Source organism: Pseudarthrobacter chlorophenolicus, assembly GCF_000962805.1.
GTDB classification, from domain to species: domain Bacteria; phylum Actinomycetota; class Actinomycetes; order Actinomycetales; family Micrococcaceae; genus Arthrobacter; species Arthrobacter chlorophenolicus_A.
Genome location: NZ_JZTW01000008.1, coordinates 172,696 through 193,807, shown reverse-complemented (window position 1 = coordinate 193,807; position 21,112 = coordinate 172,696). Strand labels below are relative to the sequence as shown.

Sequence of the window (21,112 nt, the reverse complement as noted above, 5' to 3'; positions counted from 1 at the left end):
TTGGCTGTGTGTGGTAACCACCAACCTAAGAGGTCTTCACCTATTCACGATGTAACCAACGTCCTGACCCAGTACACCTAGGCGCTGCGGCGGCTCACGACCTCGTTGATCCACGCCGGCGCGAACGGTGACGTGCAGTTGGGCGGGGTGGGGTAGTCCTTGAGGACCTCCAGGCGCTCGCCGATGCTGATCGCCCTCGCCCGCTGGGCCGGGTGCTCGATCCCGATCTGCGCCAGGGTGTGGTTCATGGCCCACTGCAGGCGGTCCGGGGCGGCCTTCATCTCCGCTTCGATGGTGTCCAGCAGCCCCTGCAGGTCAAGTCCTTCCGGCTTTTTGGCCACCCGCTCCGTGGTGAGGGCCCAGCCGGCACTGGCCACTACCGGGTCAGGGTCTGCCGTCCAGGCCACGCGGAGTGCTTCGGCGTGCGGGCTCTTCTTGGCCACGTAGTTGACCAGCCAGTCGTGGACTTTCGGTGCCCGGGATTCGCGCAGCATGCCGTCCAGTTCCTCACGGCTGAAGTCCTTGGGCCTGCAGATCAGCAGTGCCAGGAGACGCGCTGCGGTATCCCCGGTGGCCCATAGCTGCCGGGCCAGGTCCTGCTGGGTTTTCAGCCGCTTGGCCACGGCCCGTAGCTTGGAAAGGTTGACGCCGTGATCGTCCCCGCGCTTTTCGTTGGCTTCGCGAAACTTGGGATCTTCGAGCTCCGCCAGTTCGGCCAGAACTTCATCCACCTGGGACATCCCTTACCTCCGCATGCATCGCCGTGAGCTATCAGCTTATGTCCGGGCTCCGGCCCGCCCACGCCCGGACCCCGGCTACTGACCCAGGTCCAGCCGCATCAGCACCCGCGGGAAGCCGTTGAGCACCGATTCCGTGTCCGCGGCCTTCGCAAAACCGGCATCTTCGAAGAGCTTCCGCGTACCCACGTAGGCCATGGTGAGGTCCACTTTCTGGCCGGCGTTGTCCACCGGATACCCTTCTACTGCGGGTGCTCCGTAGGCTCGTGCCAGGTCCACGGCCCCTGCCAGCAGCGCGTGCGAGATGCCGTTGCCGCGGTGCCCCGGCCGGACGCGGATACACCAAATGGACCAAACGTCGCTGCCGTCCACGTGCGGGATCCGCCGGTTGGTGGCGAAACCCGTGTCCGCGCGGGGGTGGACCGCTGCCCACCCAACCGGCTCGCCGCCGTCGTACGCCAGAACTCCCGGCGGAGGGTCCTCCGCCACCAGCTTCTTCACGAACGCCCCGCGTTCCGTTCCGCGGAGCTGCTGGTTCTGCTTGGACGGGATGCGGTAGCTCAGGCACCAGCACACGTTCGCGTCGGGCCTCTTGGGGCCAACGAGGGCCTTGACGTCCGCGAAATCGGTGGCCGGACGGATTTCGATCGCCATGCCGCCATCCTGTCACCGGCCGGCGGGTGCGGCAACGGTTCCGCAGGCGCGTCCGCAACCGGGACCGGACAACGCCGCCGTCGCCTGCAAACGGAGAACGCCCCCGCACGTTCGGCGCGGAGGCGTTCTTTCGATGACGGGTTTCTCATCGGCGTCTGGTGTGGACGCGTTACCCGTCAGCTCAGGCTAGAGTCCCAGGGCTTCCTTCAGCCGGGCCACGTGGCCGTCGGCCTTCACCTGGTACTGGGCCAGGACCACCTTGCCCTCGTTGTCCACCACAACTGTGGAGCGGACGATGCCCTCAACGATTTCGCCGTTGACCAGCTTCTCGCCCCAGGCGCCGTAGGCGAGGGCTACGGCGTGGTCCTGGTCGGAGAGCAGCGGGAACGTCAGGGAGAAGTCGCCGCTGAAGCCGGCAAGGGCTTCCTGGGCGTCGGGGGAGACGCCTACGACCTCGTATCCCTGGCCCTGCAGCGCGCCGAGGCTGTCGCGGAAGTCGCAGGCTTCGGTGGTGCAGCCGGGGGTTGCGGCCTTGGGGTAGAAGTACACAATGACATTTTTGCCACGGTAATCTGCCAGCGAGACGTCCCGGCCCTGGGCATCCCGCAGGGTGAAGTCGGGAGCCGGAGTTCCGGGCTGAAGCTTGGTGGTCAAGGTCTGGCTCATGGCGTTCCTTTGGAGATTCGGTCAATAATGGCCAACATCAAGTGAAGCTGGTTTCCGCTACCAGCAACAACTCCGCCGTCACACCCGGTATTCCTTGACCCGCGCCTTGGGTACCTTTCCGGCAGCCTAGACCTGGTCCTTCAGGGCGTCCGTGCGTTCCTGGATGAAAGTGCGCAGGGTTTGCGTTTCACCAGCCAGTTCCTCGGCCGTGAGGCCATCGCTGAGGGGTACGACGGCGGCAATTGAGTCCAGGAGGCTGGCTGCGGTTCCGCTGGCGTACAGCTGCGCGTAAAGATCGCCGTAGGCGGCGTCATACACGGACTGGAAAGCCTGCGAAGCAAGGAACCTTTCCTTCAATTCGTTGCCGCCGCGGCCGCCTCCACCTGCACCTGCTGCAGCTTCGGGGGCCGCTCCGCCCGGCCCTGTTCCGCCCGCTGCTCCTGCCGTCCCGCCAGCATCAGCCGCGGCGCCGGCAAAAGGTGCCCAGCCGCCGTCGTCCGCTCCCGGAGGCTGCATGCCGCCGCCCGCGCCGCCTCCGCCGATGGACAGCTGCGCTTCGGGCGATGCCGTGGCGTCGCCGTTCATGGCGAGGTTAAGATCCCAGGAGACGACGGAGATCTTCTTCGTGTCCAGGCTGTACCAGAGGTAGTAGTTCTGGCCGGGTCCGGCCATGTCATCGCCGTTCACCAGCAGGTTCATCGTTGCGGTGTAGCGGGCAAAGGATTCCACATCCACGCGCTCCGCCAGGCCGGCGTCGAACTCCTCGTCGGTAGCTTCGGAGAGCCACTTGAGGAAATCGACGATGGGCTGGACAGTCTCGCTGTCCTTGTTGTTGAGCTGTTTGAACTGGTCCTCGTAGGTGGCCAGGTCGTCGCCCTGGTAGGTGAAGCTGGAGTCGGCATCGGCCTTGTAGAGGACCCCGGCGGTATCGAACAAAGTGTCCGCGTAGTTCTCATCGGGGTTTTCCACGAGCAGCCTGGTCTGGGTGGGGCTGCCATTCACCGAGTAGGTGGTGTAGGCGTACCGCTGCGTGGCCTGGCCGCTGGCTCCGGTGAGGGCCAAGGCCAGCGCCTCGTTCAGGACGGGGGAGCCTGGCCGCAGCGACACCTCGCCCAGCCCCTGGTAGGTCTGGCCGTCCACGTACTTGTCGAAGCGGATCAGCAGGGGCAGGGACTCGGGGACGTCGGAGGAGATCCCCGAAGACGCCGCGTTCCCGCCCATGCCGCCGCCCGCGCCGCTCCCGTTGCCGCTCAGGCTTCGAAGCGTGGAATTGCCTTTCAGGCGCACGCCCACGTTGGACACAGTGGTGCCGTCGATGGTGATGTCTGCAGCGATCCAGTCCTTGGACCCGTCGGCCTCATAGGCGGCGATCAGGGCGGCGTAGTCGGCCTCGTTCCACGTGACGCTGACCGTGTGGGAGGCGCCGTCCGTGAACAGGGTGGAGTCCGCCGTCGTGGTGTCCGTGGTGCTGATGCCGGCGTCAACTCCCGCGTTAGCGGACGCTGCGGACGTGGCCTGCGTGCCGGACGGCTCCGCACCTGCCCCAACGCCGCACCCGGTCAGGGCAAGGGCCGCCGCCAGGGCGGATGCGGAAAGGATGGCACCGGGGAAACGTCGCATGGGTCCTGCTTCAGGCTCGGGGATGTGTTCCATCCACGTTCCCCGGCCCAGCTGTGCCGTTGCTGTGCTGGTGCCATGCGGCCGGTATGCAAACCGGATGCGCTATCAGATGTGGTTCCTAAAACCCGGGTTTAGGAACCACATCTGATAGGGCAACTACCCGGTTGGCGCCACTGATGGGCGGGCGTTCGGGCTAGAGGCCGAGTTCTTCCCGCAGCGCCGCGACGTGGCCCTGGGCGTCCACCTGGTACTGCGAGAGGATGGCGCGGCCCTCCGGCCCGACCACAACCGTGGAACGCAGGACGCCTTCGATGATCTCGCCGTTCACCAGCTTCTCGCCCCAGGCACCGTACGCCCGGGCCACTGCATGGTCCTGGTCTGAGAGCAGTGGGAACGTCAGGGAGTGGTCTGCGGTGAAGCCGGCCAGGGCCTCGGGGGCATCGGGGGAGATGCCGAGGACCTCGTAGCCGCGGCCCTGCAGTGAGGCCAGGTTGTCGCGGAAGTCGCACGCCTCGGTGGTGCAGCCGGGGGTGGCGGCCTTCGGGTAAAAGTACACAATCACGTTCCGGCCTTGGAAGGACTCGAGGGAGACGGGGTTCCCGTCGGCGTCCGGAAGGGTGAAAGCCGGCGCCGGGCTGCTAGGCTGGAGCCGGGCGGTATAGGGCACGCTGTTAGTGGGCGCGGTGGTCATGCTGCTCCTCGGTGGGGTTTCAGATGGAGTATTCGGCGGGCCCGCGCACGGTGGCGTGCGGGCCGGGGATGAACTGGTATCCGCCGCCGCGGACGGTGGCCACGGCGTGGCGGGCGTTGCCAAGCTTTCGGCGGATCCGGCCCACATAGACGTCGATGGACCGGGCGGTGGCGCCGGGGTAATTCAGGAACTCCAGGAATTCCTGAAGCTCCTCCCGGCTGACGGTACGGGACAGGTGGGTGACCAGGAACCGCAGCACCTTGTATTCGACTCCGGTCAGGGACACCGGCGAACCGTCCAAAAGGACGGTATCGGCAGCGAGGTCCACGGCCACGGTGCTGACGGGCCCGGCCGACGGCGGGAGGTGGCTCCCGTCGTCGTCCGCGCTGCCTGCCGTCCCGGCTTCTGCCGCAGCCGTCCCGGCAGCGTTGCCGCTGGGCAGATCCGTTGGACCGCCGGTTGGATGTCCCGATGAATCACGGGCTGCATCGCCGGGGTCCTCCGCCGTGGAGGGAGTGCGGGAGGAGTGGTCTGTGGCTCCCTCCGCGGCGGAGGCCCCGGACGTGGGGGCTCCGGCGGCAGGCCAGTGGACTTCCGCCTCCGGAGCAGTTTGCAGGGCACGGGCGAGCACCAGTTCGGCGGCCCGGGCCAGGATTTCGGGGCTGGTTCCTTCTTCAGGCACCACCCACACGGCCAGTCCGCGGGCCACAGCTTTCGGCTGCGCTGATCGCGGGGTCCGGCCTGATCGAGGGGGCTGGGTCATGGAAGGCTCCGCCGTCTGCCGGCTGTGGGGCATCCGCGGGCGGGAAGGCATCCCCGAGGGGAAGGCCGCCCGCGGATGATGTGCTTCCACGGCCATGGCGCGTCCCTAGACGCCGCCGCGGCGGATCAGCCTGCCCGTGGGGGTCTGGCCGTCCACCACGGCGCCGCGCAGGAAGGTCTTGCGGACCACGCCCGCCAGGGTCTTGCCGTCGTAAGGCGTGATGGGGTTCTTGTGCTTGAGCTTGGATACGTCCACCACGAAGGCCTCATCAGGGGCGAAGACGGCGAAGTCGGCGTCGTAGCCCAGGGCCAGCTGGCCCTTGTTGGTGAGGCGGGCCAGGTTGGCAGGCTTCTCAGCCATCCAGGACACCACCTGTTCCAGCGGGATGCCGCGGTGCCGGGCTTCGCTCCAGATCAGGGAGAGGCCCAGCTGCAATGACGAGACGCCGCCCCAGGCCACGGCAAAGTCGCCGTTTTCCAGGTCCTTGAGGTCCAGGGTGGAGGGGGAGTGGTCCGAGACGATGCAGTCGATGGTGCCGTCCTGCAGGCCCTGCCACAGCAGTTCCCGGTTGGAGGCCTCGCGGATGGGCGGGCAGCACTTGTAGGCGGTGGCGCCGTCCGGGATTTCCTCCGCCATGAGCGTCAGGTAGTGCGGGCACGTCTCCACCGTGAGCTTGACGCCGTCGCGCTTTGCCGAAGCGATCATGGGCAGCGCGTCCGACGACGAGAGGTGCAGGATGTGCGCCCTCGCACCGGTCCAGCGGGCCCGTTCGATGACCTCCGCGATGGCCTTGTTCTCCGCGCCGCGGGGGCGGGAGGCAAGGAAGGTTTCGTAGTGGTCGCCGCCGGGATGCGGTGCGCGGTCGATCGCGTGCGAGTCCTCGGCATGGACGATCATGAGCGAGTCGAAGGACTTCAGCTCGGCCATGTCCTCTTCCATCTCGTCAGCGTCCAGGTGCGGGAACTCGTCCACGCCGGAGTGGAGCAGGAAGCACTTGAAGCCGAACACACCGTCGTCGTGCAGAGGGCGCAGGTCCGCCTTGTTGCCGGGGATGGCGCCGCCCCAGAACCCGACATCGATGAACGCCTGGTCCTCGGCCACCTCGCGCTTGAGCTTGAGGTTGGCCACCGTGGTGGTGGGCGGGACGGAGTTCAGCGGCATGTCGATGATGGTGGTGACGCCGCCGGCTGCTGCGGCGCGGGTGGCGGAGGCGAAGCCTTCCCACTCGGTGCGGCCGGGCTCGTTGACGTGGACATGGGTGTCCACCAGGCCCGGGAGCAGGGTTTCGTCGTCGGCCAGTTCGACGATCTCGGTACCGGCCAGGCCGTTGCCCAGCGGCTCGATGGCGACGATCTTGCCGCCGCGGACGCCCACTTCGCGCGGGGCGATGCCGGCGGTGGTGAGAATGCGCTGGCCCCGGATGACCAGGTCAAAACGTTCTTCAGACACGGAGGTCCTCCTTGGTACTTCCAGCGCCGGCGGCCCGTCCGGCCGCCAGCCGCTTGCTGATCTGGGTGCCCAGCTGCACCAGAAGCTCGCCGGCCTCTGATATGCACCTGTTTACATCGGTTTCGAGCTCGGTCAAAGCGTAAACGTCTTCGAATCCTGCAGCGGCGGCCTGGCTTTTTTCCAGGGTGGTCCGCCCGCAGACCGCGATGACGGGAATGCCCCGCGCTGCTGCGGCCCTGGCAACACCCATGGGGGTCTTGCCGAGCAGGCTCTGTTCGTCCAGGCTGCCTTCGCCGGTGATCACCAGGTCGGCGCCGGCCAGCCTTTCGGCCAGTTCAGTGAATTCGAGGACGACGTCGATTCCCGGCCGCCGCGTAGCGGCCAGGGCCGCGATGGCGGCGTAGCCCACGCCGCCGGCTGCCCCGGCTCCGGGAGCCTCGGCGGCCTTGACGGCGCGGAATCCGATTTCCCTGACCAGGACTTCGACAAACCTGGCCAGGGCGGCGTCGAGCATGCCGACGTCTTGTGGTGTGGCACCCTTTTGCGGGCCGAAAACCGCTGCGGCGCCCTGGGCGCCCAGCAGGGGGTTGTCGACGTCGGATGCCAGCACAAAGCGGGTGTCCACCAGGCGGGGTTCAAACTGGGTGAAGTCGATGCTGTGCAGGTTGGCCAGCGCAGCCCCGCCGGGGGAAAGTTCGTTGTTGCGGCTGTCCAGGAAGCGGGCGCCGAGGCCCTGGAGGAGCCCCGCACCGCCGTCGGTATTCGCGCTGCCCCCAACGCCCAGCACGATGCGGCGGCAGCCCGCGTCCAGTGCGGCACGGATGAGCTGCCCGGTGCCCAGGCTGGTGGCCGTGGTGGCATCCGCCGAGGCGGGGCGGCCGCCGTCCTGTACCCGGGGAACCAGCGCCAGCCCGGAGGCTGTGGCCATTTCGATGACGGCTTCGTGGCCCCGGACGGCGAACTCGGCTTCCACCGGCTGCCCGGTGGGCCCGGCCACCGTGGCCGTGCGCCGGGTGAAGCCGGAGCCGACGGCGGCGTCGAGGGTACCCTCGCCGCCGTCGGCCACCGGAATCTGGACGATGTCAAGGTTCCCGCCAGTGCCGCGTTGCAGGCCCCTGTCGAGGAACCTGCACACCTCCGGGGCGGACAGGGATCCCTTGAACTTGTCCGGGGCAATCACGATCCGCATGGTTAGGCCTGCAGTGCCAGGATGGCGGTGGGAGCGTCGGCTGCGGATTCCGCCAGTTCCTCGAACTCGTTCACCGCGTTGATTTCCACGCCCATGGAGATGTTGGTGACCTTCTCCAGGATCACTTCAACCACCACGGGAACCTGGAACTCGCCCATCAGGGCCTTGGCCTTGTCGAACGCGGCGCCCAGATCGTTGGGGTCCTCCACGCGGACGGCCTTGCAGCCCAGGCCCTCGGCCACCTTCAGGTGGTCCACGCCGTAGCCGCGGGTCTCCTCGGACAGGTGCGAACTGTTGATGTTCTCGAACGCCAGGGACACGTTCTGCTCCATCTTGAAGCCGCGCTGGGACTGGCGGATCAGGCCCAGGTAGGAGTTGTTCACCACCACGTGGATGTACGGCAGGTTGAACTGCGCGCCCACGGCCAGTTCCTCGATCATGAACTGGAAGTCGTAGTCGCCGGAGAGCGCCACCACTGTCTGGTCCGGGTTGGAGCGGGCGACGCCGAGGGCGGCCGGGGCGGTCCAGCCCAGCGGGCCTGCCTGGCCGGCGTTGATCCACTTGCGCGGGCCGAACACGTGCAGCATCTGGGCGCCGGCGATCTGGGACAGGCCGATGGTGGACACGTAGGTGGTGTCGCGGCCGAAGGACTTGTTCATCTCCTCGTAGACGCGCTGCGGCTTGATGGGGATGTTCTCGAAGTGCGTCTTGCGGTGCAGCGAGGCCTTCCGGTCCGCGCACTCGGCAACCCAGGCGCTGTAGTCCGGCAGAGACCCGGCCGCAGCCCGCTCCTTGGCGAGCTCTACCAGCCCTGCCAGCGCCGCGCCGGCGTCGGACGCGATGCCCAGGTCCGGCGAGAACACGCGGCCGATCTGTGTGGGCTCGATGTCGATGTGCACGAACTTGCGGCCCGCGGTGTAGGTTTCCAGGCCGCCGGTGTGGCGGTTGGCCCAGCGGTTGCCGATGCCGATCACGAAGTCGCTCTGCAGGTAGTTCTCGTTGCCGTAGCGGTGCGAGGTCTGCAGGCCCACCATGCCGGCCATCAGCTGATGGTCATCCGGGATGGTGCCCCAGCCCATCAGCGTGGGGATGACCGGAACGTTGAGGGTCTCGGCCATCTCCACCAGTTGCGCGGAGGCGCCGGCGTTGATGATGCCGCCGCCGGCAACGATCAGCGGGTGCTTGGCGGCGAGCAGCATGTCCAGGGCCTTTTCCAGCTGCTTTCGGGAGGCCTTGGGCTTTTCGACCGGCAGGGGCTCGTAGGTGTCGATGTCGAACTCGATCTCCGCCATCTGCACGTCGATGGGCAGGTCCAGCAGCACGGGGCCGGGGCGGCCGGAGCGCATCAGCTGGAAGGCCTTCTGGAAGGCGCCGGGCACCTGGCCGGGCTCCAGGATGGTCATGGCCATCTTGGTGACGGGCTTGGCGATGGACTCGATGTCCACGGCCTGGAAGTCTTCCTTGTGCAGCTTGGCCACCGGCGCCTGGCCGGTGATGCAGAGCATGGGGATCGAATCTGCCCAGGCGGCGTACAGGCCGGTGATCATGTCGGTGCCGGCGGGGCCGGAGGTGCCGATGCAGATGCCGATGTTGCCGTCTTTGGCACGGGAGAAGCCGTCGGCCATGTGGCTGGCGCCTTCAACGTGGCGGGCCAGCGTGTGCCGGATGCCGCCGTGGGCGCGCATGGCGGAGTAGAAGGGGTTGATGGCCGCGCCTGGCAGGCCGAACGCCTCGATGGCGCCTTCCTTTTCCAGGATGGCCACCGCTGCATCAACGGTTCGCATCTTGCTCATGGGGTGCTCCTTGAAAGCTTGAAAGTCTGTTTTTGGGTGTGCTGAAGGAAGGCCCGGTGATGTGGGCCTGGAACCTATGCCTCGCGGGATGGAGTTTTTGGGCAGATACCGGGACTTCAGAGGCCCTTAGGTCCCGTTATCTGCCCAAAAACTCTGGGGGGGTACTTGAGCTCTGTCCTATTTCCTGCCGCTGAGCTGCAGGACCTGCTTGAAGAGTCCGGAGTGGTCCAGTGCGCCGTCGCCCTGGTTGACGGTGGCGGCGACGAGCTGTGCGACGACGGCGCCGAGGGGGACGGCGACGTTGGCTTCGCGGGCGGCGGAGGTGACGATGCCCAGGTCCTTGTGGTGGAGGGCGAGGCGGAAGCCGGGGTCGAAGTTGCGGTCCAGCATCTTCTGGCCCTTCTGGTCCAGGACCTTGGAGCCGGCCAGGCCGCCGCCGAGGACCTTGAGGGCGGCGTCGGTGTCTACTCCGTAGGCCTCGAGGAACACAATTGCTTCTGATAGGACCTCTATGTTGACCGCCACGATCAGCTGGTTGGCTGCCTTGACGGTCTGGCCGGATCCGGACGGCCCGACGTGGACGATGGTCTTGCCGACGGCGTTCAGGACGTCCTGCGCTGCTGCGAAGTCCTCAGCGGAGCCGCCGACCATGATGGAGAGGACGGCGTCGATGGCGCCCTGTTCGCCGCCGGAGACTGGGGCGTCGAGGGGGCGGATGCCTGCTTCTACGGCTTCTTCGGAGAGTCTCTTGGCGACGTCGGGGCGGATGCTGGAGGCGTCGATCCACAGGGTGCCTTGCTTGGCGTTGGCGAAGACGCCGTCCTTGCCGCTGACGACGCCTTCGACGTCGGGGGAGTCCGGCACCATGGTGATGACGACGTCGGCCTCTTTGACGGCGTCGGCGATGCTGGTGGCGCCCTGGCCGCCCTCGGAGACCAGCTTGTCGATCTTGTCCTGGCTGCGGTTGAAACCGGTGACGGTGTGGCCGGCCTTGACCAGGTTGATGGCCATGGGCAGGCCCATGATTCCGAGTCCGATGACTGCAACGTTGCTCATGATGGTTCTCTTTCTAAAGTCTTTGATGGGGCTGGAGGTTGAGCTTGTCGAAACCGGTGTTCAATTTCGACAGGCTCAATCACCGGTTACTTGGCGGCGTGTTCGCGGATGGCCCAGCTGAAGGCCGTTTCCTGCGGTTCCTTGTATTCGAGGCCGATGTAGCCGTCGTAGCCGAGTTCGCGGCTGCGGGCGATCCATTCGCCCAGCGGGAGGGTGCCGGTGCCGGGTGCGCCGCGGCCGGGATTGTCCGCGATCTGGATGTGGCCGAAGTCCTTGGCGTGGTTTTCGATGACGGATTCGACGTCGTCGCCGTTGACGGCCAGGTGGTAGAAGTCGGCGAGGAGCTTGATGTTCCCGACGCCGGCCTCCGCCTTGACGCGGGCGATGACCTGGAGTGCGTCGCCGGCGGTGAGGAGCGGGTACTTGGGCGCGCCGCTGACAGGTTCGAGGAGGACGGTGCCCCCGATGCGGGCCACGCCTTCAGCTGCCGCCGCGAGGTTCCTGACGGCAAGCTCGTCCTGTTCTTCGGGGGTGAAGTCGTCCTGCCGGTTGCCGTAGAGGGCGTTGAAGGCCGTGCAGCCGAGGCGCTCGCCGATGCCCGCCACCACGTCGATGTTGTCCTTGAATTCGGAGCAGCGTCCCTTCCAGGAGACCAGGCCGCGGTCGCCGCCGGGCATGTTGCCGGCGTTGAAGTTCAGGCCGGTGAGCTGCACGCCCGCGTCCGTGATGGCGTTCTCGAACTTGGCAATCTCGCTGTCCGCGGGAACGGAGGTGTCGAAGGGCCACCAGAACTCGACGGCGTCGAAGCCCGCTGCCTTGGCTGCCGCGGGGCGCTCGAGCAGGGGCAGTTCCGTGAGGAGGATGGAGCAGTTCACTGTGTACGTCATCGTAGGTCCTTCCGAGGGAGGGGCTTTGATCTATCTTCCCTTGCATGCGGTGCGGGTACCGTTCCAGGTCCTTCGTATATTCCGCTTTGTGGAATTTAGATTCTGCTTTATGAAAAGTGTAGGGAAGGGTGGGTATGGAGTCAAGGGGGCCGGAGGCTGTGAGGGGCCCGGGCGGCCGCATGCCGGGCGGCCGGCCAACATATACTCCGAACATGCCAATCACGCGCCTCATCAGAGACACCCAAGTGACGCCACCAGCCCCCATGCGATTCGGGGCGGAACTGTGAGCGGCGGCCTCGTCGCCCTGCTCGACGACATTGCGGCCCTGGCCCGGATAGCAGCCGCATCGGTGGATGACGTTGCCGCCGGGGCGGCCAAGGCAGGTGCGAAGGCTGCGGGTGTGGTCATTGACGACGCCGCCGTCACCCCCCAGTACGTATCCGGGGCCGACCCGTCCCGCGAACTGCCGATGATCAAGAAGATCTTCTGGGGTTCGTTGCGCAACAAGCTCCTGATCATCCTGCCGGCGCTGCTCCTGATCAGTGCCTTCGTCCCGTGGACTATTCCGTTCATCCTGATGCTCGGTGGCACCTACCTCTGCTACGAAGGTGCGGAGAAGGTGTGGCACAAGCTCCGGGGCCACCACTCAGCGGACGAAGATTCGCCTGCCGTTGACCGGGGTCCCGAAGCGGAATCCAGGGTGGTCAAGGGTGCCATCACCACCGACTTCATCCTGTCCTGCGAGATCATGGTGATCGCCATGAACGAGGTCCCCGATGCCTCCTTGTGGGTGCGGGCGCTCATCCTCGTCGTCGTTGCCATCGTCATCACCGTTGCGGTCTACGGGGCCGTGGCGCTCATCGTGAAAATGGACGACGTCGGCATGCACCTTGCCGCCAAGGACTCCGCGGGTTCCCAGCGCTTTGGCGAGCTCCTGGTCCGGGGGATGCCAAAGGTGCTCGGCGCCATCACATTTATCGGCACCATCGCCATGCTCTGGGTGGGCGGCCACATCATGCTGCAGGGAACGCACGATCTCGGCTGGCACACCCTGTACGACCTTGTCCATGCCCTCGAGCATCCGTTCGCCGGTATTGCCGTGGTGGGCGGCTTCCTGGCCTGGCTCGTGAACACCCTCTGCTCCGCAGTGCTGGGTCTCATCTGGGGCACCATCGTGATGCTGGTTGTCACGCCGTTGATGAAGGCACTGCCGGCCAACAAGGCCAAGGCGAAGGAGGGCCACGGTCACAACGGGCACGCAGACAGTGCCGCGAAGGACGGCAACCACGCCGCCGCGGCCCAGCCGCCGGCGAAGAACGACGGCGGAACGGCCTCCTAGCTGCGGCTCACCGCTGCGGTGCGAAAGACAACAGAACAACGACGGCGGGCTCCGCACCAGATCAGGTGCGGAGCCCGCCGTCGGACGTGCAGCCGGTGCGGGCCTAGTGCGTCAGGTCCTTGCCCTTCGTCTCCGGGATGCTGAAGACGAACGCGGCACTGATGACCAGCAGCACCACCGCGTACGCATTGAACACCTGCGGCGCCCCGAGCGAGGTGCCCAGCCACTGCTGCAGGTAGGGTGCCGTGCCGCCAAACACTGCCACGCAGATGGAGTAGGGGACGCCCACGCCAACGGTGCGAATCGACGTGGGAAACAGCTCGGCGTACACGGCGGGAACAATGGCGGCGCTCGCGGCGATGAAGACCAGCATGACGGACATCGATACCGCCAGCTGCCATGCAGAATCCTTCAGCAGCCAGGTCATAGGGAAATGGAACACCGCTGAGCCGATGGCGCCGGCCCACAGCACCTTCTTGCGGCCGATGCGGTCGCTGAGCTTGCCCCACACGGGAAGGGCTGCAATAAACACGATGTTGGCAACCACGCCGGCCCACAGGGCTTCGCCGCGGTCAATCTTCAGCGCGGTGGTGGCGTAGCTCGGTGCCACGACGCCCCAGATGTAATAGATCACGGTGAGTCCCACGGTCAGGCCGATGACCTGCAGCGCCTGCTTGCGGTACCGGACAACCTGCGGCCAGATCGGTGCCTTCTTCTCGGACTTGGACTCGCCCTCGAACGCCTCGGTCTCGTGCAGACGTGACCTCATGATCAGCGCGTACAGCCCCATCGCGGCGCCCAGCAGGAACGGGATCCGCCAGCCCCAGGCGTTCATGGCCTCCGCGGTGAGCGCCATGTTCAGGACCGCGCCCAGCAGGGTGCCGAACAGGATGCCCACGGTCCCCGACGTGTAGATGAGGGTGGCCCAGAATCCGCGGTGCTCCTTGGGGGCCATCTCGGACAGGTACGTCTGCGACGACGGGAGCTCACCGCCGTGCGCCAGGCCCTGGATCAGCCGGGCCACCAGGAGCATCAGGGATGCCCAGGCGCCCACGGCAGCGAAGGTGGGCGCAATGCCGATCATCAGGCTGCCCAGCGAGGCGAGGCCGACGGCGAGGGTCATGGACGCTTTGCGGCCCACCCTGTCGCCGATCCAGCCGAAGAGGAAGCCGCCGAACGGGCGGGCCACGAAGCCGACGGCGAAGATTGCCAGGGTGGACAGCACGGCCGAAGCCGGGTCCTGCTTGCTGAACAGTTGGCTGGCGATGAACGGGGTGAAGGTGGCGTAAATGGCCCAGTCGTACCATTCGACGGCGTTGCCGATGCCGGTGCCGACGACGGTCTTGGCGGTGGACATGCGTCCAGTCTGCTGCTTGGTTACTGCAATGGACATGGTGGCTTCCTGGTGGTCGGTTCGGATGGTGGTGCCGGGCAGCGGCGCTGCTGCCGGCTGTGACTTTTGCCGGCTAAGACGCTGTTGCGAGGGAATCCAGCCGTGAGGCTGCGAGCTGGGCGTAAAGGGCTGCTCCGTCAGCCAGCACGCCGTCGTCGAACGTTGCGTAGGGGGAGTGGTTGAACGGTGAGGTGCCGTGGTCGGCGCCCGGTGCGACGGCGCTGAGGCCGATGAACGTGCCCGGCACTTCCGACAGCACCCGGGAGAAGTCCTCCGAGCCGCTCAGCGGGGTGGCCCAGCGGGAGAGGCGGCGCTCGCCGAAGAGATCGCCGATGACCTTTTCTGCGGTGCGGGTTTCGTCCTCGTCGGTGATGGTGAGCGGGTACTCCTGCAGGTAGTCGACGGCGACCTCCACCCCGTGTGCGGCGGCGATTCCCTTGAGCAGGCGCGGCACTGCCTCCATCATCTTCACGCGGGACGCCTCGGAGAACGTCCGGATGGTGGCCTCGATGCGGGCCGACTCCGGGATGACGTTCCGCTTGGTGCCGGCATGCAGCACGCCCACGGACAGCACCACGGGGTCGAACATGTTGAACTGCCGGGTGACCATCACCTGCAGTGCGGTGACCATCTCCGCTGCGACTGTCACGGGGTCCTTGGCCGAGTGCGGTGCCGAACCGTGGCCGCCGGCGCCCAGCACCGTGACCTCCAGCCCGTCGGAGGCGCTGAGCATGACGCCCGGCTTGGTGCAGAACGTGCCGTGCGGCTCCAGCGAGGAGAATACGTGCATGCCGTAGGCCGCCTGGACGCGGGGGCCCGCTGCGTCCAGGACGCCTTCGCGGATCATATAGCTGGCGCCGTCGAAGCCTTCCTCGCCCGGCTGGAACATGAGGACGACGTCGCCCGCCAGCTGGTGCTGTTTCTCGGCCAGGAGGGTGGCGGCTCCGGCGAGCATGGAGGTGTGCAGGTCGTGGCCGCAGGCGTGCATGGCACCCTCGGTCCGGGAGGTGAAGTCCACCCCGGTCTTCTCCTGGACGGGAAGGCCGTCCATGTCCGCGCGGAGCAGGACCGCGGGCCGTCCGGCGGCTTCTTGGCCTTCTCCCAATCCGCCACCACCGCGCAGCACGGCGGTGACCGACGTCGTGTCCTTGCCCAAGGTGATCTCGAAGGGGAGCCCGTCCAGCGCCTTGAGGACCCGTTCCTGGGTGCGGGGAAGGCGGAGCCCGATTTCCGGCTGCCGGTGCAGGTCGTGGCGCAGGCGGACCAGGTCTTCCTGCAGGTCCTTGGCATCGGTGGTGATCGTCATTCCAGCTCCTCGGCGTCAGTCGGTGTTACTCGTGGACTATTCTGGAGTGGCGCAGTTCACATTTCAGTTATGCGCAGGAATTATGCGTGAATTGCCGCTGCTTAGCAGGATTCATGCAGGAGGTAGTAATTGTCAGTAGAGCTGAGTGAAGATGACCTGGCCCTGATCCAGGTCCTGCAGACCTCACCAAGGATCGGATGGGCCGATGCGGCCAAGGTCCTCAACGTTCACGCCACCACGCTTGCGGCGCGGTGGGAGAAGCTGAAGTCCACCGGTTCGGCCTGGATCACGGCCCACCTGGCTGGCGATCCACACCAGATGCTCCTGGCATTCGTGGCCGTGGACTGCGAGATGAACCTGCGGGATGCTGTGACCGCGCAAATCACTGCCATCCCGGAGATCGTCACCGTTGAGGAAGCCGCGAGCCACCGAGACCTCATGCTGACCGTGATCACGAAAACGCTGGAGGAGTTCAGCGAGAAGGTGGTGGCCCGGCTCAAGGGCATCGACGGGCTGACCAAGTACCAGACCGCCCTGTGCACCCGGCTGCACAGCAGCGGTGACGCCTGGCGGCTCAACATTCTGGACAAATCCCAGCTGGCCACGCTGCGGACGCTGGGGAACCATGGAGTGGCTGACGGCAGTCCGGCCACCGCGCCGCTTCCCGCCAGCCACCTGGACCTTCTGCCCTACCTGGCGCGGGACGGCAGGGCCACCGCGGCGGAAATTGCCCGCGGCCTGGGCCGCCAGCCTGCCACGGTGCAGCGCCAGCTCAACCGGGTGCTGGGCAGCGGCATACTGCTGTTCCGCTGCGAGGTGGCCCAGGGGCTGTCCTCCTACCCCGTGACCTGCCAGTGGTTCGCCAACGTGCCGGCAGGCAGGCACGAGGAAGCAGCAGCGGCCATCCGCACCATCAGTAATGTCAGGCTCAGCGCATCCACCACAGGGCCCACGAACTTCGTGATCATCATGTGGCTGCATTCCCTGGCCGATGTCATGACAGCGGAACTGACCCTGCAGCAGAAGGTTCCCGGTATCGACCTGGTGGAAAGCGTGGTCATGCTCAGCACGGTCAAACGCGTGGGCTGGCTGCTGAACCGGGATACGACGGCGAGCGGCGCCGTCGTCCATTCCGGCGGCCTGGAGATGGCCGGCTGAGGTAGTCCCCGGCGGCCGCTGCTTGCGGCGGTGACAGAGGTGAGCCAGGGGCTGGCGCCCCTGGCTCGGGTGCGGGTGAATCCTTAGACGTTCACGACGCTCTAGCGGTACACGTCTGCTACGGGGCTCTTCTCCCACCGGGTCCAGTCGGACCAGTGTCCCCTGTCGTCCCTCACGCGGAAGGAGACGACGTGGTAAACCTCTTCGCCGCCCCTTCGGTCAAGGTTCGGCACGCGGTCAACACTGTGGAGGGTCCTGGCACCGTCGTGCCGGTTGAAGTGCTCGTAGAAGTTTGAGCCGCCCAGGAAGTCGTCGCTGCGGCGCGGGCCGCGCTCGTCCTCGTAGCGCAGCTGGCGGATCTGGACGGTCCGCTCCCCATAGCAGTCAACCTTGATCTTGAAATCGACTCTCTTGCCGCGCAGGTCTGTCGGCTTCAGCGGATCAACGGTACAACCGTCTCTGTGATTGTCGTTGGCCTGGGCCGGTGCGGCGACTGCCGCAGCGCCTCCAAGCAGACCCAGGGTGAGAGCTGGAACCAGCGCCATTTTCGCCCTGATGGACCGGGTTCTGGTTGTTGGAGTGATTGACATTTTCTTGCTCCTGGAAAGGATGCGTTTTCCCATTTGTGCAGGGTGCGAGTTTCCCTGCGAAGGCAGCGCTGAGCGCGCGACCGGGCAAGTCGCGATTGACCAGTATGGCGGCCGCAGCCTGCCTGTCCCATTTCAAACAGCACGCCCGACTGAGCCGGGGGGCTTGACTCCCCGGAGTTCGTGATCCGGTCATTAAAGCGTGGACCCGAACGCCGACTTATTCCATATGCCGAAGTACCTTTTTGGCGGCTTTTCCCGGCCCGCCCAGGGAGTCGAACGGGGTGCCGCGGGTGCCAGGAATTCCCCATTGACTTCAGACCTGGCGGGTCTACGGTTAGAGGTATCCAGCTGTCTGGTAAACGGGTGTGCGCCGGAGGTCTTTGGCGCATGCGGAAACAGGTCTCGCTTCACAAAACCGCTTTATCGGTATCCGATCCATGGCCCGCCTAAGGCAGGGCTTCCGTCCCCTGATCCACAGAATGTGTCCGGTGACCGCTAATTTCATCAGAGCGTTGGCAGTGAAATCGCTTGATCTTCCGGACCGGAAGCGCTGCCCGGACAAGGCCGAGTTCGACCTTGTCACCGTTGACGACTACACCGTTGCCCGGTTGATCCTGGCCCCTGGCTGGCGCTGGTCGGAATCCGCCAAGCCCGCCGAGCTGACGGCCTTCTGCGAACATCACCATCTCGGCTACTGCATTTCCGGCCGGCTGGACATCGAAACGGCTGACGGCGCGTTCTCGTCAATCCACGCGCACGATACCTACGCGCTGCCGCCTGGGCATGACGAGTGGGTGGTGGGCGACGAGCCGTTCGTCGCCGTCGAATTCCTCGGCGCTGCATCCTTCGGGCGGCCGCGAAGCTATGGGATGCATGCGCTGATGTAGCGCTTGGCAAGTGCCCGCCTGCGCCGGCCAGCGCGGGTCGCCAATCAGCTCTTCGGGATCCAGGCTTCGTGTATCCGGTCCTTGGGCCGCAAACAGCCCTATTGGACGGCAGGGTTCCCCGCTATGCTCTGGGTGCATCGACTGCATACGAGATTTCGGGGTAAGGGAGTTCCATGAAACCGCTGCCTGCACTTGAGCTAGTGACCCGCTTTGAGGATGCCGAATGGCTTGATCCAGTGGCCAAGAGCGTGCGGAAAGCAGTCAAGAAAATCATCCCGCCCGGCTGGATGCGCGATGTCCTGCACGGCGTCCCCGTAGGCCACCCCGTGCATCCATTGGCCGTTCAGGTGCCCATGGGCGCGTGGATTTCCGCCGCAGTGCTCGACGCCGTCCCGGGGACGGAGCAGGCGGCCAAGATCCTGGTGGGTGTGGGGGCCCTGAGCGCTGTTCCGTCGGCCGTGGCTGGATTCACGGACTGGACGCAGTTGCATCCCCAGCAGCAGCGAGTGGGTTTGGTCCATGCGGCCGCCAACATCGCGGCAACTACCCTTTACTCGGCATCGTTGGTCCAGCGCGCCAAGGGCAGCCACGCGAGCGGCAAAGTGCTGGCCTACCTGGGCCTCGCCGTGGTGAGCGGCGGAGGTTTCCTGGGCGGCCATCTGACGTACCGGCAGGCGGCCGGCGTGAACCACAGTGAGGAGATTCCGCACCGGTTCCCGTCGGGATGGCATGAACTGGCACCGCTTGCGGAGCTGCCCGACGGGAAGCTCGACAAACGCGTGGTTGCCGGGCTGAACCTTCTGGTCTTCCGTGAAGGGGGCAGCGTCAGCGTGCTCTCCGATGTCTGCAGCCACCTCTCCGGACCCCTGCATGAGGGCAAGCTCAAAAACTCCAACCTCGCAGACGACGGCGGCCCCTGCGTCGTGTGCCCCTGGCACCGCAGCACGTTCTCCCTTCATACCGGCGAAGTTGTGGCGGGTCCGGCCACAGCGAAGCAGCCGCGGTTCGATACCCGCATCACCGATGGCATTGTGGAGGTCTGCCTTCCCGGCGCAGACGGGTAACACCTGCCGACGGATCACACCTGCCGATGCACCGCCGTTTCTGTCCGGCCGTGGCTGCGGACGCCTCACGCGGCGATGCCTGATGGCTGAGCAGCAGGCTCACCCGCGACTGCCTGGATTCAGGCGGCGAGGTAGGCCGTGAGGGCGCGTTCGAGGGGGCTTAGTTCGTCCGGTTGGTCGATTGCCGGCACGCCCAATTCGCCGTTCGAGCCCGACTCACCAGCAGCGGCAACGTCTCCGGCTGGCGCGTGGTCGCCTACCGGCTCACGGTCTCCAACAGTTTTTAGGTGTCTGTCCGCTGCCGTGTCTGAGGCGGCGCGCGGCTCTCCAGCCGCGCCAACGTCCCCGGTCAGGGCCCGCTCCTGTTCGAATTCGAGGAGTCCGGGTGGCCAGTGTGGTGGTTGTGAGTCGGGGTGCTGGGTTGGGTAGTGCCGGCCTGTGGGTGAAGTCCAGCCGGGTTCGGTTGTGGTGGCTCCTGTGGGGGTCCAGCCGCTGTTGTGTTTGAGACGGTGATGTTTCGGGCAGAGCTGTGCCAGGTTACTGACGCCCGTTGTGCCGTGGTGTTGCCAGGCGGTGAGGTGGTCGGTGTCGTTATCCGTGCTGGGATTGCTGCAGCCGGGGAACGTGCAGTGTCCATCGCGCATCCTGATCCAGCGTTTCATCGCTTCGGTGAGCCGGTAGCTGGTCCGTCCGATCTCGAGCGGTGCACCGTCACGCGGGTCGACGAGGACCCGGTGAAACGAGGTCGCCCCGTCAGCGACGAGTTTCCGGGCCATCGCCGCGGGGATGGGCCCGTACCCGTCTAGGTCGGCCGGTTCGTCGGTGCTGCCCAGCATTGTAAATATCGGGATGGTGACCAGCACGTCGGCTTTCGGCGCGGGGACCTTGCTGAGGTCAACCGCGTAAGGGCCGCTCCCGTTGCCACTGGCACCGTCGTTGCCGCCGGGAACTCCGTGGACGCCAGCCACATCACCGGTTTGTTGGCCATCGACAGCTCGGCCCGTGGCAGCGGCTCCGGTGTGGGCGCCCAATAGAAGTGCTGCGGCGGTGTCGGGGCGGAGCTGGGTGAGGGTGCGGGTCTCGCCGGGTCCTTGGAGGCCGCGGGCGATGGCGGTGGTCTTGTTCCAGATGGCGCAGGCGGCGTCCCCGGGCAGGACCAGGGTAATTGAAGCCATCCCGTCGGCGGCGGGCCGGTATTCCATCCGCCGCTCCGCCACACACTGGACGTGCCGTTCCTGGACTGAGGCGGGGTGGGTGCGTTCGCGCCAGTTCCTGACTTTCCTCCGGAACAGGTGCGCCACAAGGTCACCCGGCGCCGACCCGCGGGCCCGGTTGGGGGCGTGAGGGTCGAAGAAATGCGCCACCAACGTCTCAGCACCCTCGGGGGCGAGGCAGTCCGTTTCGTCCGCGACGATCACCGCGTGCCGCCACGACACCACCCCTGCGGCCAGCGCACCCAACACCGGCGGCATGGCACAGACCTTCCGTGACTGGCTGATGAACGCCGCCGCCGCACCCGGGCTGAGCGTCAGGACCCCGGCGATCTCCGCCGTCGTGGACATCTCCACGAACGCCCGCTCCGACCCGGTGGCATCCGGCGGTGTCATCGCCTCCTGAAACTCCGCGAAATCCGCCGCGTCGCGGGCCTTACCCGCCGCGACCTGGGCTTCAAGTCGGCTCCAGAACGCCAGCCGCTGCAGCCGAAGCTCCGACTTCCGCCCCAACACATCAACCGCTTCGCAGTCCACGGCATGAGAGCCGGTCCGGTCCAGCTCGACGTCCTACAGAAGCAGCGCGTCAAGGCTTGCCATGGAGGCCCGAAGACCCTCCATCGCTGCTGCTTCAACGCCTGCATTTCCCATAAAAGAAT

The 21,112-nt window shown here is 66.3% G+C and carries 19 protein-coding genes; 4 read left to right on the top strand and 15 right to left on the bottom strand.

What is annotated here, in order from left to right:
* Positions 1-77 precede the first annotated feature (77 nt).
* The 11 genes from UC32_RS10575 to UC32_RS10525 form a co-directional block, all read right to left on the bottom strand.
* Positions 78-740, bottom strand: a complete 663-nt coding sequence (locus UC32_RS10575) for a DNA alkylation repair protein (RefSeq protein ID WP_045731174.1) — start codon at positions 738-740, stop codon at positions 78-80.
* 75 nt (positions 741-815) lie between these two features.
* Positions 816-1,391, bottom strand: a complete 576-nt coding sequence (locus UC32_RS10570) for a GNAT family N-acetyltransferase (protein ID WP_045731173.1) — start codon at positions 1,389-1,391, stop codon at positions 816-818.
* A 186-nt stretch (positions 1,392-1,577) separates the two neighbouring features.
* The gene (bcp, locus tag UC32_RS10565) at positions 1,578-2,057 is read right to left on the bottom strand and encodes a thioredoxin-dependent thiol peroxidase (RefSeq protein ID WP_045731172.1); all 480 of its coding nucleotides are present in this window, start codon (positions 2,055-2,057) and stop codon (positions 1,578-1,580) included.
* Positions 2,058-2,183: 126 nt separating this feature from the next.
* Positions 2,184-3,677: a CotH kinase family protein gene (locus UC32_RS10560; protein WP_045731171.1), complete on the bottom strand. Its 1,494-nt coding sequence runs from the start codon at positions 3,675-3,677 to the stop codon at positions 2,184-2,186.
* A 193-nt stretch (positions 3,678-3,870) separates the two neighbouring features.
* Positions 3,871-4,368: a thioredoxin-dependent thiol peroxidase gene (bcp, locus tag UC32_RS10555; RefSeq protein WP_045731170.1), complete on the bottom strand. Its 498-nt coding sequence runs from the start codon at positions 4,366-4,368 to the stop codon at positions 3,871-3,873.
* Between the two features lie 19 nt (positions 4,369-4,387).
* On the bottom strand, positions 4,388-5,131 hold the full coding sequence (locus tag UC32_RS10550) for a winged helix-turn-helix domain-containing protein (protein WP_045731194.1): 744 nt from the start codon (positions 5,129-5,131) through the stop codon (positions 4,388-4,390).
* A gap of 105 nt (positions 5,132-5,236) precedes the next feature.
* Positions 5,237-6,580: an allantoinase AllB gene (gene allB / locus UC32_RS10545; protein ID WP_045731169.1), complete on the bottom strand. Its 1,344-nt coding sequence runs from the start codon at positions 6,578-6,580 to the stop codon at positions 5,237-5,239.
* Positions 6,573-7,769, bottom strand: a complete 1,197-nt coding sequence (locus UC32_RS10540) for a glycerate kinase (protein WP_045731168.1) — start codon at positions 7,767-7,769, stop codon at positions 6,573-6,575. The genes allB and UC32_RS10540 overlap by 8 nt, the downstream gene beginning before the upstream one ends.
* A 2-nt stretch (positions 7,770-7,771) precedes the next feature.
* The gene (gene gcl, locus UC32_RS10535; protein WP_045731167.1) at positions 7,772-9,562 is read right to left on the bottom strand and encodes a glyoxylate carboligase; all 1,791 of its coding nucleotides are present in this window, start codon (positions 9,560-9,562) and stop codon (positions 7,772-7,774) included.
* A 177-nt stretch (positions 9,563-9,739) separates the two neighbouring features.
* Complete coding sequence (locus UC32_RS10530) at positions 9,740-10,618, bottom strand: 2-hydroxy-3-oxopropionate reductase (protein WP_045731166.1); 879 nt, start codon at positions 10,616-10,618, stop codon at positions 9,740-9,742.
* An 86-nt stretch (positions 10,619-10,704) separates the two neighbouring features.
* Entirely contained in the window at positions 10,705-11,505 is an 801-nt protein-coding gene (locus UC32_RS10525; RefSeq protein WP_045731165.1) for a hydroxypyruvate isomerase family protein, read from the bottom strand.
* Positions 11,506-11,788: 283 nt separating this feature from the next.
* Between UC32_RS10525 and UC32_RS10520 the strand changes: the two genes are divergently transcribed.
* Positions 11,789-12,844 carry a DUF808 domain-containing protein gene (locus tag UC32_RS10520; RefSeq protein WP_045731164.1) on the top strand — a complete coding sequence of 352 codons (1,056 nt, stop codon included), beginning with the start codon at positions 11,789-11,791 and terminating at the stop codon, positions 12,842-12,844.
* A 103-nt stretch (positions 12,845-12,947) separates the two neighbouring features.
* On the opposite strand, the gene UC32_RS10515 is transcribed toward UC32_RS10520, so the two are convergent.
* Positions 12,948-14,237, bottom strand: coding sequence for an MFS transporter (locus tag UC32_RS10515; protein WP_045731163.1), 1,290 nt, complete (start codon positions 14,235-14,237; stop codon positions 12,948-12,950).
* A 73-nt stretch (positions 14,238-14,310) separates the two neighbouring features.
* Positions 14,311-15,543, bottom strand: coding sequence for a M20 metallopeptidase family protein (locus UC32_RS10510; RefSeq protein ID WP_045731162.1), 1,233 nt, complete (start codon positions 15,541-15,543; stop codon positions 14,311-14,313).
* A 129-nt stretch (positions 15,544-15,672) separates the two neighbouring features.
* Between UC32_RS10510 and UC32_RS10505 the strand changes: the two genes are divergently transcribed.
* Positions 15,673-16,701: an Lrp/AsnC family transcriptional regulator gene (locus UC32_RS10505; RefSeq protein ID WP_045731161.1), complete on the top strand. Its 1,029-nt coding sequence runs from the start codon at positions 15,673-15,675 to the stop codon at positions 16,699-16,701.
* Positions 16,702-16,802: 101 nt separating this feature from the next.
* Here the strand turns inward: UC32_RS10505 and UC32_RS10500 are convergent, their stop codons facing one another.
* Entirely contained in the window at positions 16,803-17,291 is a 489-nt protein-coding gene (locus UC32_RS10500) for a hypothetical protein (RefSeq protein WP_045731160.1), read from the bottom strand.
* Positions 17,292-17,779: 488 nt separating this feature from the next.
* Between UC32_RS10500 and UC32_RS10495 the strand changes: the two genes are divergently transcribed.
* Positions 17,780-18,178 (top strand): cupin domain-containing protein, encoded by a 399-nt coding sequence (locus UC32_RS10495; RefSeq protein ID WP_052690559.1) that lies wholly within the window; start codon positions 17,780-17,782, stop codon positions 18,176-18,178.
* A gap of 173 nt (positions 18,179-18,351) precedes the next feature.
* The gene (locus UC32_RS10490) at positions 18,352-19,242 is read left to right on the top strand and encodes a Rieske (2Fe-2S) protein (protein WP_045731158.1); all 891 of its coding nucleotides are present in this window, start codon (positions 18,352-18,354) and stop codon (positions 19,240-19,242) included.
* Positions 19,243-19,361: 119 nt separating this feature from the next.
* On the opposite strand, the gene UC32_RS10485 is transcribed toward UC32_RS10490, so the two are convergent.
* The gene (locus tag UC32_RS10485; RefSeq protein WP_235423639.1) at positions 19,362-21,014 is read right to left on the bottom strand and encodes an HNH endonuclease signature motif containing protein; all 1,653 of its coding nucleotides are present in this window, start codon (positions 21,012-21,014) and stop codon (positions 19,362-19,364) included.
* Positions 21,015-21,112: the final 98 nt, after the last annotated feature.

Bases quoted from the DNA above. Each gene is read 5' to 3' on its own strand.
- UC32_RS10575 (WP_045731174.1), bottom strand. From the start codon at position 740: ATGTCCCAGGTGGATGAAGTTCTGGCCGAACTGGCGGAGCTCGAAGAT.
- UC32_RS10570 (WP_045731173.1), bottom strand. From the start codon at position 1,391: ATGGCGATCGAAATCCGTCCGGCCACCGATTTCGCGGACGTCAAGGCC.
- bcp (WP_045731172.1), bottom strand. From the start codon at position 2,057: ATGAGCCAGACCTTGACCACCAAGCTTCAGCCCGGAACTCCGGCTCCC.
- UC32_RS10560 (WP_045731171.1), bottom strand. From the start codon at position 3,677: ATGCGACGTTTCCCCGGTGCCATCCTTTCCGCATCCGCCCTGGCGGCG.
- bcp (WP_045731170.1), bottom strand. From the start codon at position 4,368: ATGACCACCGCGCCCACTAACAGCGTGCCCTATACCGCCCGGCTCCAG.
- UC32_RS10550 (WP_045731194.1), bottom strand. From the start codon at position 5,131: ATGACCCAGCCCCCTCGATCAGGCCGGACCCCGCGATCAGCGCAGCCG.
- UC32_RS10540 (WP_045731168.1), bottom strand. From the start codon at position 7,769: ATGCGGATCGTGATTGCCCCGGACAAGTTCAAGGGATCCCTGTCCGCC.
- gcl (WP_045731167.1), bottom strand. From the start codon at position 9,562: ATGAGCAAGATGCGAACCGTTGATGCAGCGGTGGCCATCCTGGAAAAG.
- UC32_RS10530 (WP_045731166.1), bottom strand. From the start codon at position 10,618: ATGAGCAACGTTGCAGTCATCGGACTCGGAATCATGGGCCTGCCCATG.
- UC32_RS10525 (WP_045731165.1), bottom strand. From the start codon at position 11,505: ATGACGTACACAGTGAACTGCTCCATCCTCCTCACGGAACTGCCCCTG.
- UC32_RS10515 (WP_045731163.1), bottom strand. From the start codon at position 14,237: ATGTCCATTGCAGTAACCAAGCAGCAGACTGGACGCATGTCCACCGCC.
- UC32_RS10510 (WP_045731162.1), bottom strand. From the start codon at position 15,543: ATGACGATCACCACCGATGCCAAGGACCTGCAGGAAGACCTGGTCCGC.
- UC32_RS10500 (WP_045731160.1), bottom strand. From the start codon at position 17,291: ATGTCAATCACTCCAACAACCAGAACCCGGTCCATCAGGGCGAAAATG.
- UC32_RS10490 (WP_045731158.1), top strand. From the start codon at position 18,352: ATGAAACCGCTGCCTGCACTTGAGCTAGTGACCCGCTTTGAGGATGCC.